Origin of the sequence: Pseudomonas sp. 58 R 3 (genome assembly GCF_900006605.1) — a bacterium.
In the GTDB taxonomy this organism is placed as follows: domain Bacteria; phylum Pseudomonadota; class Gammaproteobacteria; order Pseudomonadales; family Pseudomonadaceae; genus Aquipseudomonas; species Aquipseudomonas salomonii.
Genome location: NZ_CVTT01000085.1, coordinates 240,906 through 253,278 on the forward strand (window position 1 = coordinate 240,906; position 12,373 = coordinate 253,278).

14 protein-coding genes and 1 pseudogene are annotated in these 12,373 nt (G+C 59.2%); 8 read left to right on the plus strand and 7 right to left on the minus strand.

Annotated elements, in window-relative coordinates; all coding sequences use genetic code 11:
- Positions 1 to 99 precede the first annotated feature (99 nt).
- The 4 genes and pseudogenes from pstB to BFP92_RS30875 all read left to right on the plus strand — a co-directional run.
- Complete coding sequence (gene pstB / locus BFP92_RS28730) at positions 100 to 933, plus strand: phosphate ABC transporter ATP-binding protein PstB (protein ID WP_058421111.1); 834 nt, start codon at positions 100 to 102, stop codon at positions 931 to 933.
- 71 nt (positions 934 to 1,004) lie between these two features.
- Positions 1,005 to 1,766 (plus strand): phosphate signaling complex protein PhoU, encoded by a 762-nt coding sequence (gene phoU / locus BFP92_RS28735; RefSeq protein WP_053258703.1) that lies wholly within the window; start codon positions 1,005 to 1,007, stop codon positions 1,764 to 1,766.
- 168 nt (positions 1,767 to 1,934) lie between these two features.
- A complete protein-coding gene (locus tag BFP92_RS28740) occupies positions 1,935 to 2,831 on the plus strand; it encodes a response regulator (protein WP_065932078.1) in 897 nt (298 codons plus the stop codon).
- A gap of 177 nt (positions 2,832 to 3,008) precedes the next feature.
- Positions 3,009 to 3,167: pseudogene (locus tag BFP92_RS30875) on the plus strand (hypothetical protein); the annotation flags it as partial.
- Positions 3,168 to 3,171: 4 nt separating this feature from the next.
- Here BFP92_RS30875 and BFP92_RS28745 read toward each other — a convergent pair.
- From BFP92_RS28745 to phoB, 3 genes are all read right to left on the minus strand, one after another.
- Positions 3,172 to 4,512: a hemolysin family protein gene (locus tag BFP92_RS28745; RefSeq protein WP_065932079.1), complete on the minus strand. Its 1,341-nt coding sequence runs from the start codon at positions 4,510 to 4,512 to the stop codon at positions 3,172 to 3,174.
- Between the two features lie 268 nt (positions 4,513 to 4,780).
- On the minus strand, positions 4,781 to 6,067 hold the full coding sequence (phoR, locus tag BFP92_RS28750) for a phosphate regulon sensor histidine kinase PhoR (RefSeq protein WP_218178145.1): 1,287 nt from the start codon (positions 6,065 to 6,067) through the stop codon (positions 4,781 to 4,783).
- 81 nt (positions 6,068 to 6,148) lie between these two features.
- Complete coding sequence (gene phoB, locus BFP92_RS28755; protein ID WP_003195617.1) at positions 6,149 to 6,838, minus strand: phosphate regulon transcriptional regulator PhoB; 690 nt, start codon at positions 6,836 to 6,838, stop codon at positions 6,149 to 6,151.
- 154 nt (positions 6,839 to 6,992) lie between these two features.
- Here phoB and BFP92_RS28760 point away from each other — a divergent pair, with 154 nt between their 5' ends.
- Positions 6,993 to 7,370 carry a COG4315 family predicted lipoprotein gene (locus tag BFP92_RS28760; protein WP_065932081.1) on the plus strand — a complete coding sequence of 126 codons (378 nt, stop codon included), beginning with the start codon at positions 6,993 to 6,995 and terminating at the stop codon, positions 7,368 to 7,370.
- A 120-nt stretch (positions 7,371 to 7,490) separates the two neighbouring features.
- Here BFP92_RS28760 and ubiA read toward each other — a convergent pair whose 3' ends face one another.
- On the minus strand, positions 7,491 to 8,381 hold the full coding sequence (gene ubiA / locus BFP92_RS28765; RefSeq protein WP_065932082.1) for a 4-hydroxybenzoate octaprenyltransferase: 891 nt from the start codon (positions 8,379 to 8,381) through the stop codon (positions 7,491 to 7,493).
- Positions 8,381 to 8,944 (minus strand): chorismate--pyruvate lyase family protein, encoded by a 564-nt coding sequence (locus BFP92_RS28770; protein WP_056860873.1) that lies wholly within the window; start codon positions 8,942 to 8,944, stop codon positions 8,381 to 8,383. The genes ubiA and BFP92_RS28770 overlap by 1 nt, the downstream gene beginning before the upstream one ends.
- 195 nt (positions 8,945 to 9,139) lie before the next feature.
- On the opposite strand from BFP92_RS28770, the gene BFP92_RS28775 reads away from it, so the two are divergent.
- From BFP92_RS28775 to BFP92_RS28785, 3 genes are all read left to right on the plus strand, one after another.
- Positions 9,140 to 9,307 carry a rubredoxin gene (locus BFP92_RS28775; RefSeq protein ID WP_003213373.1) on the plus strand — a complete coding sequence of 56 codons (168 nt, stop codon included), beginning with the start codon at positions 9,140 to 9,142 and terminating at the stop codon, positions 9,305 to 9,307.
- 36 nt (positions 9,308 to 9,343) lie between these two features.
- The gene (locus tag BFP92_RS28780; protein WP_058421114.1) at positions 9,344 to 10,492 is read left to right on the plus strand and encodes an NAD(P)/FAD-dependent oxidoreductase; all 1,149 of its coding nucleotides are present in this window, start codon (positions 9,344 to 9,346) and stop codon (positions 10,490 to 10,492) included.
- A gap of 191 nt (positions 10,493 to 10,683) precedes the next feature.
- A complete protein-coding gene (locus tag BFP92_RS28785; RefSeq protein WP_003213368.1) occupies positions 10,684 to 10,959 on the plus strand; it encodes an HU family DNA-binding protein in 276 nt (91 codons plus the stop codon).
- A gap of 204 nt (positions 10,960 to 11,163) precedes the next feature.
- Here BFP92_RS28785 and BFP92_RS28790 read toward each other — a convergent pair whose 3' ends face one another.
- Both BFP92_RS28790 and BFP92_RS28795 read right to left on the minus strand, forming a co-directional pair.
- The gene (locus BFP92_RS28790) at positions 11,164 to 11,610 is read right to left on the minus strand and encodes a hypothetical protein (protein ID WP_065932083.1); all 447 of its coding nucleotides are present in this window, start codon (positions 11,608 to 11,610) and stop codon (positions 11,164 to 11,166) included.
- Between the two features lie 13 nt (positions 11,611 to 11,623).
- The coding region (locus BFP92_RS28795; protein WP_177343875.1) for an RHS repeat-associated core domain-containing protein at positions 11,624 to 12,373 on the minus strand (750 nt) is incomplete at its 5' end.

Genomic DNA, 12,373 nt, shown 5'->3' on the forward strand with positions numbered 1-12,373 from the left:
AGCAAGCCCGCTCCCACACTGGACCGCGTAACACACAGATTTTTGAGTAAACCGCCCCGGCGGTTCAACCAAACGAATTGGTAGCACAGGGAGCATCCCATGCAACATGAAACCCACACCCACGGCATCAACATGTCGGCCCTGGGTCGCGACAAGCAGAGCCTGAGCCTGGCCCAGGAAACCGTGGCCATCGAAGTGCCCGGCCTGAGCCTGTACTACGGTGAAAAGCAGGCGCTGTTCGATGTCAGCATGAACATTCCCAAGCAGCGCGTGACCGCCTTTATCGGCCCGTCCGGCTGCGGCAAGTCCACACTGCTGCGCACCTTCAACCGCATGAACGACTTGGTGGACGGTTGCCGCGTAGAAGGCGCGATCAACCTTTACGGCAGCAACATCTACCGCAAGGGCGAGGACGTGGCCGAGCTGCGCCGCCGCGTGGGCATGGTGTTCCAGAAGCCGAACCCGTTCCCCAAGACCATCTACGAAAACGTGGTGTATGGCCTGCGCATCCAGGGCATCAACAAAAAACGCATCCTCGACGAAGCCGTTGAGTGGGCCTTGAAAGGCGCGGCGCTGTGGGATGAAGTCAAAGACCGACTGCATGAATCGGCACTCGGCCTGTCCGGCGGCCAGCAGCAGCGACTGGTGATCGCCCGCACCATCGCCGTGGAGCCGGAAGTGTTGCTGCTCGACGAACCGTGCTCGGCACTCGATCCGATCTCGACTCTTAAGGTTGAAGAGCTGATCTACGAGCTGAAATCCAAGTTCACCATCGTCATCGTGACCCACAACATGCAACAGGCGGCGCGGGTTTCGGACTACACCGCGTTCATGTACATGGGCAAGCTGGTGGAGTTCGGCGACACCGACACCTTGTTCACCAACCCGGCGAAGAAGCAGACCGAAGACTACATCACCGGTCGTTACGGCTAGTACGCGGTGGTTCTGATTGCACTGAATGCTGCGGTTCTCCGCACCTTACCGGACGTTCCAAGGACGCCAACATGATTAGCAAAGAAGGCCTTACCCACCACATCTCCGCGCAGTTCAACGCCGAGCTTGAGGAAGTGCGCAGCCACCTCCTGGCGATGGGCGGGCTGGTGGAGAAGCAAGTCAACGATGCGGTCACCGCGCTGATCGAGGCCGACTCGGGCCTGGCCCAGCAAGTGCGCGAGATCGATGACCAGATCAACCAGATGGAACGCAACATCGACGAAGAGTGCCTGCGCATTCTGGCCCGCCGCCAGCCGGCGGCCTCCGACCTGCGTTTGATCATCAGCATCTCCAAGTCGGTGATCGACCTGGAGCGCATCGGCGACGAAGCCACCAAAATCGCCCGCCGCGCTATCCAGTTGTGCGAAGAAGGCGAAGCGCCACGGGGTTACGTGGAAGTGCGCCACATCGGCGACCAGGTGCGCAACATGGTGCGCGATGCGCTGGACGCGTTCGCCCGCTTCGACGCCGAATTGGCGTTGTCGGTGGCGCAATACGACAAGACCATCGACCGCGAATACAAGACCGCACTGCGCGAGCTGGCCACCTACATGATGGAAGACCCGCGCTCTATCTCGCGGGTCTTGAACATCATCTGGGTGTTGCGTTCCCTGGAACGCATCGGCGACCACGCCCGTAATATCTCGGAACTGGTGATTTATCTGGTGCGCGGCACCGACGTGCGGCACATGGGCCTCAAGCGCATGAAAGCCGAAGTTGAAGGCACGGCTGATCAAATCCCTAATGTTCCGGGCGAATCTGACGATAAGTAAGGTTGCCCGAGACATTAACGCCCGGCCTTTGGTCGGGCGTTTTCGTTTGCGGCATCTGAATTTTTTGCGCAGCAGGAGCAATAAAGTCCTTCTGTGACCCGTGAGTTTTGGCAAAATGCCATCAGTCAGGCGTTTTGCGTGCCGAAGTGTTAATAGGATGAAGGGTCGATGAGTAAAGTCAGTGTATTGGTGGTGGACGACGCCTCGTTTATCCGTGATTTGGTGAAGAAGTGCCTGCGCAACTACTTCCCAGGCATCAAGATTGAAGACGCGGTGAACGGCAAAAAGGCGCAATCCATCCTGATGCGCGAGACCTTCGACCTGGTGCTGTGCGACTGGGAAATGCCCGAAATGTCCGGCCTTGAGCTGTTGACCTGGTGCCGTGAGCAGGCGCACCTGAAGGCCATGCCGTTCGTGATGGTGACCAGCCGTGGCGACAAGGAAAACGTGGTGCAGGCGATTCAGGCCGGGGTTTCCGGTTATGTCAGCAAGCCATTCACCAACGAGCAGTTGCTGAACAAGGTCAAACAGGCTTTGCACAAGATCGGCCGCCTCGATGCCCTGATCGCCAGCGCGCCGACCAAGATGAACTCGGCCTTCGGCAACGACTCCCTCAATGCCCTGACCGGCGGCAAACCCGAGGCGGCCAAACCGGCGCCGGTAGCTGCGCCGAGCAAAGGCCTGCTCAACAGCCAACCGATGCAAGCGCCTGCAGCCTCGCCTGCCGGCGGTCGCGGCCAGGGCCAACTGCGGCTGTCCAGCGGCAACCAGCAATGCGTGATCAAGGCGCTGAGCATCAAGGAAGCGCTGCTGGTGGTCCGTCGCGGTGAAGTGCTGCCCCAGGTGCTGGAAAGCGCCGTGCTCGACCTTGAGCAAGGCGAGAACGCCGAAGTCGCGCGCCTCAACGGCTACCTGCACGCCATCGTCGCCTATGAGCCACGGCCTGACAGCGACTGGCTGCAACTGACCTTCCGGTTTATCGATCAGGATGCGCAGAAGCTCGACTATATCTCCCGCCTGATCGCGCGCGGTACGGCGCAGAAGCACTTCGTGCCGGGTGCGTGATCTACAGAGCAACACTTAACCCATGTGGGAGCGGGCTTGCCCGCGATAGCGATACATCAGCCACTTGATCTGCGCCTGACACACCGTCATCGCGGGCAAGCCCGCTCCCACAGTTGATCTTCTGTGCTTCACGCAGTGTTGTCATCAACCCTGGCGAGCCTGCCGCTCAGCCATCCCGGCAGGTACGCCATGGACATCGCCATGCCCGAGGGCACGCCGATCATTGCGGCACGCAGCGGTACGGTGGTGAAGGCTTCCGAGGTCGGGCTGGTTTCGATTCCCTATGAGTTCAACCAGCCGCTTGGCAAATTGCCCAACTTTGCGTTGGGCAATTGAGGCGTCAATCCAGCAACAACACCTTGGCCAGCACGATCTTAGGCCCTTTCATTTTCTTGATGATGATGCGCAAGCCTTCAACTTCCAGCACTTCTTCCTCTTCCGGCACGCGTTTGAGCGTGTCGTAGATCAAGCCCGCCAGGGTTTCGGCTTCGATGTGGTCCAGGTCCACGCCCAACAGGCGTTCCACCTTGAACAGCGGCGTGTCGCCACGCACCAGCAGTTTACCTGGCTGATAGGCGAGGATGCCGCGCTCGGCCTTGCGGTGTTCGTCCTGAATATCACCGACCAGCACTTCCAGCACGTCCTCCATGGTCAGGTAGCCGATGACTTTGCCGTCGGCTTCTTCCACCAGGGCGAAGTGCGCACCGCCTTTGCGGAACTGCTCCAGCAGCTGCGACAGCGGCATGTGCCGCGATACGCGCTCCAGCGGGCGGGTCAGCTCGGCCAGGTTGAACGACTCGGGGATGTGGTCCAGGGCTGCCAGCTCCAGCAGCAGGTCCTTGATGTGCAGCAGGCCGACAAACTCATTGCGATCGGCGTCATACACCGGGTAGCGGCTGAATTTGTGGCGGCGGAACAGCGCGAGGATTTCCTTGAGCGGGGCGTTGAAGTCCAGGGTGACCAGGTCTTCGCGGGAGTTGGCCCAGTCCACCACTTCCAGCTCGCCCATTTCCACGGCCGAAGCCAGTACGCGCATGCCTTGGTCGCTTGGGTCCTGGCCACGGCTGGAGTGCAGGATCAGCTTGAGTTCTTCGCGGCTGTAATGGTGTTCGTGGTGCGGGCCAGGCTCGCCTTGGCCGGCGATACGCAAGATGGCGTTGGCGCTGGCGTTGAGCAGGTAGATCGCCGGGTACATGGCCCAGTAGAACAGGTACAGCGGCACCGCCGTCCACAGCGACAGCAGCTCGGGTTTGCGAATCGCCCAGGATTTGGGGGCCAATTCACCGACCACGATGTGCAGGTAGGAAATCACGAAGAAGGCGGCAAAGAACGACACGCCCTTGATCACTTCAGGCGATTGCACGCCGATGGCGCCCAGCAATGGCTCGAGGATATGCGCGAAGGCCGGTTCACCGACCCAGCCCAGGCCCAGAGAGGCGAGGGTGATACCCAATTGGCAGGCCGACAGGTAGGCATCGAGCTGGCTGTGAACGGTGCGCAGGATCTGCCCGCGCCAGCCGTTCTTGTGGGCGATGGCCTCGACCCGAGTGGCACGCAGTTTGACCATGGCAAATTCCGCCGCAACGAAGAAACCGTTGAGCATTACCAGGATCAGTGCAAAAAGAATCATGCCGAAATCGGCGAAGAGTGTAGCGAGGGTGATGCCAGGGGAAGGGTCCATGATGGGGTTTTGCAGGTTCCGTGTGTTCAATAAGGGGTGACAGACAGGCCTGAAAGGCAGGCGCAAGTCGGCCAATGTAGCGGCTGACGGGGCGCTTGCCTAGTGCCCGCTGCCGGGCGGGGCCTGAAAGGCTTCGTCAACACGCTGCATGACCAATGTGGGAGCGGGCTTGCTCGCGAAAGCGGTGGGTCAGTCAACACATTCATAGCTGACCCACCGCCTTCGCGAGCAAGCCCGCTCCCACACTTAGTCCAGCGTCGTTTTCGGGTTATTCATCTGTGCCGATTACCCGCGAACGGGTCACCTGCGCCGGTGGAAAATGGCAGGTAAAGGTACTGCCATGCCCCAGCACGCTGCTGATCTCCAACCGGGCGCGGTGGCGCAACAGCACGTGTTTGACGATCGCCAGGCCCAGCCCGGTGCCGCCGGTGTTGGAGTTGCGGCTGGAATCGACGCGGTAGAAGCGTTCGGTCAGGCGCGGCAGGTGCTTGGCGTCGATACCGATGCCTGAGTCTTGCACGCTCAAGTGCGCGCCGTGCTCGTCGCTCCACCAGCGGATGCGGATATTGCCCTTGTCCTGGGTGTACTTAACAGCGTTGAACACCAGGTTGGAAAACGCGCTGCGCAACTCACCTTCGCTGCCTTTGAGCAATACCTGCGGGTCAGCTTCCAGGGTGATCTGTTGCCCGCGCTCGCCGGACAGCGCCTGGGCGTCATTCTTGATGGTCTGCAGCAGGCTTTGCACCGCCACCGGGTGGTTGTCCGAGGGGTAATCAGTGGCTTCCAGCTTGGCCAGCAACAGCAGGTCGTTGAGCAGGGTTTGCATGCGTGAACCCTGCTGCTGCATCTGCTGCAGGGCACGGCTCCAGCGCGGGTTGATCTCGTCGACGTTGTCCAGCAGCGTCTCCAGGTAGCCGCAGATCACCGTCAGCGGCGTGCGCAGCTCGTGGGAGACGTTGGCGACGAAGTCTTTGCGCATCTGTTCCAACTGGTGAATGCGCGTTACGTCGCGCACCAGCATCAGGTGTTCGTTGTTGCCGTAACGCGTCAGGTACAGCTGGATGCGCACGCGGTCATTGGTGGGCGAAGGGATTTCCAGCGCTTCTTCGTAGTTGTCCTGCTCGAAGTACTCCTTGAAGCGCGGGTGGCGCACCAGGTTGGTCACCGGCTGGCCGCTGTCCTGGGGCGTCTTTAGGCCCAGCAGGGTCTCGGCGGCGCGGTTCCACCATTCCAGGTTGCCGTCGCTGTCGAGCATGATCACCGCGTCTTTGAGCGCGGCGGTGGATTCCTGTACCCGGTCGATCACCGCCTGCAGGCGCCCGCGAACCCGTTGGTCGCGGCGTTGCAGGTGGTAGATGCTGTCGAACACCTCGCCCCACAGGCCATAGCCGTCGGGCGGTGCTTCGTCGGGTTTGTGCTGGCGCAGCCATTCATGCAGGCGCAGCAATTGTTTGAGGGTCCAGCCCAGATACAGGCCGATACCGACGGCCAGGCTCCAGCCGTAATAGCCGCTGATCAAGCCCACCACCAAGCAACCGGTGATCAACAGAAGCATGTGGCGAATCAGGGTGCCATGCCAGTTCTGGTTCACTTAAACATGCGTCCTTGTCAGCGGTTAAGGAAGGGAGGGGCCGGCTCAGCCTTTGGTGGAAAAGCGATAGCCGGTGCCGCGCACGGTTTGTACCAGATTCTCGTAGGCATCGCCCAAGGCTTTGCGCAGGCGGCGGATATGCACGTCAACCGTGCGCTCCTCCACATACACGTTGCCGCCCCACACCTGGTCGAGCAATTGGCCACGGGTGTAGGCGCGCTCCTGGTGGGTCATGAAAAATTGCAGCAGGCGGTATTCGGTCGGGCCCATCTCGGCCGGCTTGCCGTCGATGGTCACGCGGTGGCTGATCGGGTCCAGGATCAGCCCGTCGACTTCGATCGGTGCTTCGCCATCAGTCGGGCCGGCACGGCGCAGTACGGCCTTCAGGCGCGCTACCAGCTCACGTGGGGAAAACGGCTTGGTGATGTAGTCATCAGCGCCGACTTCCAGGCCCTGGATCTTGTTGTCCTCTTCACCCTTGGCGGTGAGCATGATGATCGGGATATCCCCGGTCAGCTCATCCCGCTTGAGGCGGCGGGCCAGTTCGATGCCGGAGGTGCCGGGCAGCATCCAGTCCAGCAGGATCAGGTCCGGCTTGCGGTCGACGATAATGGCATGGGCCTGCTGGGAGTTCTCCGCCTCCAGGCAGTCATAGCCGGCCATTTCCAACGCAACGGCGATCATCTCGCGAATGGGCGCTTCGTCGTCAACGATCAGAATGCTCCTGCCAACCATGCTCAAAATCCTCTTGTCATTTAACTGTCTTGCGCCGCATTAGATAACGGAATTATTGCAGTCGTGTGACAGTAATTTAGTCGATCGGGCAATTCACGGCACTCTGGACTACCCTTTGGGTCCGAATCCTGACAACCACAAAAGGAAGGTTCCGATGACTCAAAGTACTTTTTCCTGGAAAGCCCTGTTGGCAACGGCGGCGTTGACCCTGCCGGGCCTGGCGTTTGCGGCGGAGCCGGCGATGACTCACGACGGAATGCTGGTGGATCACAAGGGGCTGACCCTCTACACCTTCGACAAGGATGCCGACGGCAAGTCGGTGTGCAAAGACCAGTGTGCAAGCAACTGGCCGCCGCTGAAGGCTGAGTCTACTGACAAGTCGATGGGTGATTGGACAGTCATTACCCGCGACGACCAGACCAGTCAGTGGGCTTACAAAGGCAAGCCGGTCTACACCTACAAGGATGACCACAAGGCTGGTGACAAAACCGGTGATGGTAAGGGTGGGGCATGGCACGTCATCAAACCTTGACTACTCGGCGCCACTGAGACCTTCGCGAGCAAGCCCGCTCCCACATTTTGATTTGTGAATACAGTTCAAATGTGGGAGCGGGCTTGCTCGCGAAAGCGTCCGAACAGCCACCGCAAAATCTCAGCGAAAAGCGTAATCCGCCACAATCCCCACAAATATCGCCAACCCCGCCCAGTGGTTGTGCAAAAACGCCTTGAAGCATTTCATCCGATCCTTGTCCCGGGTGTACCAGAACTCCCAGGCAAAACAGCCCGCCGCCGCCAGCAACCCCAAGTGGAACCAGCCACCCAGCTCAAACCGCTGCCCCGCCAATAGCAGGCACACCAGTGACAAACCTTGCAGGGTCAGAATGATCACGCGGTCCGCATCGCCGAACAGAATAGCGGTGGATTTCACTCCGATCTTCAAGTCGTCATCGCGGTCGGTCATCGCGTAATACGTGTCGTAACCCACTGTCCACAGCAAATTGGCGATGTACAGCAGCCACGCCGTGGCCGGCAAATGCCCGGTCTCGGCAGTGAACGCCATCGGCATGCCCCATGAAAACGCCGCGCCCAGCACCACCTGCGGGTAGTAGGTGTAGCGCTTCATGAACGGGTAGCTCGCCGCCAGCGCCAGGCCGCCCAGGGACAGCAGGATGGTGGTCGCGTTGGTCAGCAGCACCAGCAGAAAACTGATGCCCATCAACACCGCAAAAAAAACCAAGGCCTCTTTGGCGCTGATCTTGCCGCTCACCAGCGGCCGTTGCTCGGTACGCTTCACATGGCCGTCGACCTTGCGGTCGGCCCAGTCATTGATCACACAGCCGCCGGCACGGGTCAGCACCACACCGAGCACGAAAATCACGATATTGAGCAACGACGGCGAGCCCTTGCCCGCAATCCATAGCGCCCACAGCGTCGGCCACAACAGCAGGTAAATGCCGATGGGTTTGTCCATGCGAGTCAACTGAATGAAATCCCAGGCCCTGGGGTTCAGGTGGTTCAAGGAATTGAGCAGACGTTGATACATCAGCAGTTCTCCGGGTGGTCATGCAGCGCATGCCAGAAGCTGGGCAGGAAAATTTCCGCGACCAGCACGCTCAGCGGCCCACGATCAAAGCGTGAGCGGCGCGCCCACAGGCCATCGGCCTGGTCGGCGGTTGGCAGCCATTGCCGTGGGTAATGGCATACCTCGATTGCCTGGCGGGTGAACGCATGGTCGCAGAACAGCAATTCGCCCAGCGAGCGGCTGCCCAGTTCGTCCATGTGTAAGCCATCGCCCTGCAAGGCACTGCGGGCCGCCACGCTGCGGGCAAACACCCATGGTTGGCCATGCCCGCGCAAATACACTTCGCGTACCCAGCCGACCGTGGCCGGGGCCATACCCAGCGCCACGCATTCATCCTCGCGCAGTGGCTGCCAGCCTTCGAACAGTGGCGTCACGCTGAAGCCGTCGTTGGACAGCCACGTGAGCCTGCGCGTCAGCGAGCCTTCGTCGAACAACCAGTTGAGGGTCAAAGGCCCAGGCATTGGGTTCAGAAGGCTCTGGGTCAGCCATTGGCAAGCATCGGGACGGGCGATTGAGTGCGGCACGGTGAGTCAGTTTTGGCAGCAAAAGAGGCGGCGAGCTTACCATGGCGTCCTGAGCTTTTGCCGGGCCGAACCGGCCGTTTGCGCCGAACATGCTTGCATCTGCCGGCCCTGATCAGTACAAAACGCCCTGAGCCGTACGGCAACGTTGGTCTATCGACCGTTGGCCAAGATGCCTGGACCCTGAGGAAGCAAGTAATGAAGAAGTGGCAATGTGTAGTCTGTGGCTTGATCTATGACGAAAAAGACGGCTGGCCGGATGACGGTATCGCACCGGGCACCCTGTGGCAGGACGTCCCGGAAGACTGGCTGTGCCCGGACTGCGGCGTAGGCAAAATGGATTTCGAAATGATCGAAATCGGCTAATCATCGGTTTAAGAAACGTACTACAAGGAGAAAGGAATGAACGCACCTGTCGTGATCATCGGCACAGGATTGGCCGGATACAACGTGGCACGGGAGTTTCGCAAGCTCGACAGCGAGACCCCGTTGCTGCTGATCACCGCGGATGACGGGCGCTCCTACTCCAAGCCCATGCTCTCCACCGGCTTTGGCAAGAACAAGGAAGCCGATGGCCTGAGCATGGCTGAGCCGGGCGCCATGGCCGAGCAGCTCAAGGCCGAAGTGCGTACCCATACGCGCATCAGCGGCATCGATCCGGGCCACAAACGCCTGTGGATCGGCGAGGAAGCGGTGGCTTACCGCGATCTGATCCTGGCCTGGGGCGCAGAAACCGTGCGCGTGCCGGTCGAGGGCGATGCGGCAGAGCTGATTTTCCCCATCAACGATCTTGAAGATTACGCACGCTTTCGTGCCGCCGCGGCCGGGAAGCGCCGTGTGCTGCTGCTCGGCGCGGGCCTGATCGGCTGCGAGTTCGCCAACGACCTTATTCTTGGCGGCTACGAAATCGACTTGGTTGCACCGTGCGAGCAAGTCATGCCGACCCTGCTGCACCCGGCAGCAGCTGCCGCTGTACAGGCCGGGCTGGAAGGCCTGGGCGCGCGCTTCCACCTGGGCCCGGTGCTCAACCGCCTGCAGCGCACGGCGGATGGCCTGGAAGCGCACCTGTCCGATGGTGAAGTGATCCACTGCGACCTGGTGGTCTCGGCCATCGGCCTGCGCCCGCGCGTGGACCTGGCTGCCGCCGCCGGCCTGCAGATCAACCGTGGAATCATGGTGGACCGTCACCTCAAGACCTCCCACGCCAACATCTACGCCCTGGGCGACTGCGCCGAGGTCGATGGCCTGAACCTGCTCTACGTGATGCCATTGATGAGCTGCGCCCGCGCCCTGGCCCAAACCTTGGCCGGCAACGCCACGGCCGTCAGCTATGGGCCGATGCCGATCACCGTGAAAACGCCGATCTGCCCGCTGGTGGTATCGCCACCGCCACGCGGCACCGAAGGCGTGTGGAGCGTCGAAGGCCAGGGCGCCGACATCAAGGCCTTGTGCCGCGACGCCAGCGGCCGCCTGCTGGGTTATGCGCTGACCGGCAGCGCCGTCATGGAAAAACTCGCCCTTAACAAAGAGCTTCCGCCTTTGCTGGCGTAAATACCGGTCGTTCTGTCGGAATCAGCACCTTCTTAGCCCCAGAAAGGTCACCGCGAGACTGGCGGAGCGTGCGAGGGCATGCCATCCTCACTCCCGTCTGCCGCAGAGTAGAGCCTGCGGCGCCTTGGGCGCTGCTCCACCAGAGAGCAGCACGGACATAACAACAAAAAACCGTCAAAGAGGCTTCACTTATGCGTAAACCAGAACTCGCAGCCGCTATTGCAGAAAAAGCAGACCTGACCAAAGAACAGGCCAACCGTGTTCTCAACGCCGTCCTCGAAGAAATCACCGGCGCGCTGCACCGCAAAGACAGCGTCACCCTGGTGGGCTTCGGCACCTTCCTGCAACGCCATCGCGGCGCCCGCACCGGCAAAAACCCGCAAACCGGCGAGCCAGTGAAAATCAAGGCGAGCAACACCGTTGCATTCAAGCCGGGCAAGTCGCTCAAAGACAGCGTCAACCCGTAAGAGCAGGACCGTCTGAAGGGAGGCGGGTGGGTAAGAAAATGGGCACGCCGACTGGGTTGGGTGCCCATTTTTTGTTGGGCTGCGGATAATGCTTATGCGCTGACTGCGATCTTTATAAAAGGGTTCCGAGATGAGGGGACAGATTTATTTAATTTTGCTGGCCTTAATAAATCTGTTCCCTTTTCCGTTGCCGATATCAGATGTTCAGTCGGGGTTCTTCAGTTGCTCGGGTGATAATTTTCGCACTTCAATGCGTATAAACTTGTAAATGTTTGCGATCGATTCCGATACTTGAATTTGTAATTCGCCAAAAACTTCCGTCACCGCTCTTTCGTGATATTCAAGGTATTTTTCATAACCGGTAGGATCCATGTTGATAGGGCTGCTGGGCATTCTCAAAGAATAGCTAACCGCTTTGTTTCTCTTAGATACCTCTGGGCCTGTTACATTCAGGTCAAGTAGCCCGGACACGCTTGAGTCCTTAAGGCTCAGCCAATAGCTATCGCCGTATTTCTCATCGAACTGTTCGGTTCCTGTTATGTGACGTTCAAGTTGTTCTCGAATAATTCGACTAACATGATACGATACATAAAAAACCGCAGCTGGATCAGGAAAGAGTCCGCCTATGGCGATGGGGTACGGGTTGCGCATTATTTATCCTCTTTTATTTGCCACACAGCGACTTAGGACCTTTATAGCTCTTTTTGTTTCCTTCCGGTATCAGCCCGCCAGTTTTTTTGTAATGCGCATCCAATTTTGCAGTTTCGATAGTTTTGGCCGCTTCTGTCGTACTTATGCCACTTTGCAGAATTGTACCCTTAATCGTTTTTCCGGGATTCAATCGTTCTAATTTTTCTACTTGTTGATGAAGCCTGGTCGGGTTGCCACTGGATTTAGTTACGCGATTCATATCGGCTTTACCGTACTTATGCAGCTCGCCATCTATTCGAATTTCATACACGCCGAAGTTACCTTGAGCGCCGTTGGTGTTGAGATTTAGAAGCCCCCATGGATCAATCCATGAGATGGGATTTGGTGCGTATTTGTAGAGGTTGATTCCTCCCGCCAACCCAATCGGATCCGGCGTGGTAAACCGCCCCACATCCGGATCATAAAACCTGAACGTATTAAAATGCAGCCCCGTCTCCCGGTCCAGATATTGCCCCTGAAACCTTAGGTTCTGCTCTTCAATGTAATAAGGCTCACGCACCTCCTCCAGCGTGTTGCCCCACACCCGATAAGTCGCCTGCCAGAGCATGTGGCCATCAGCCTCGGTCAACTGCTCCGGCAATCCATTCAGGTCGTTATGGTAGTAACGAGTCTTCTGCAACGGCCCGGCACCATCGACACGAGCCAAGGGTTGGTAGCCTTCATCTTCATAGACGTACAGGCTTGTCTGACTGTGCTTATGCTC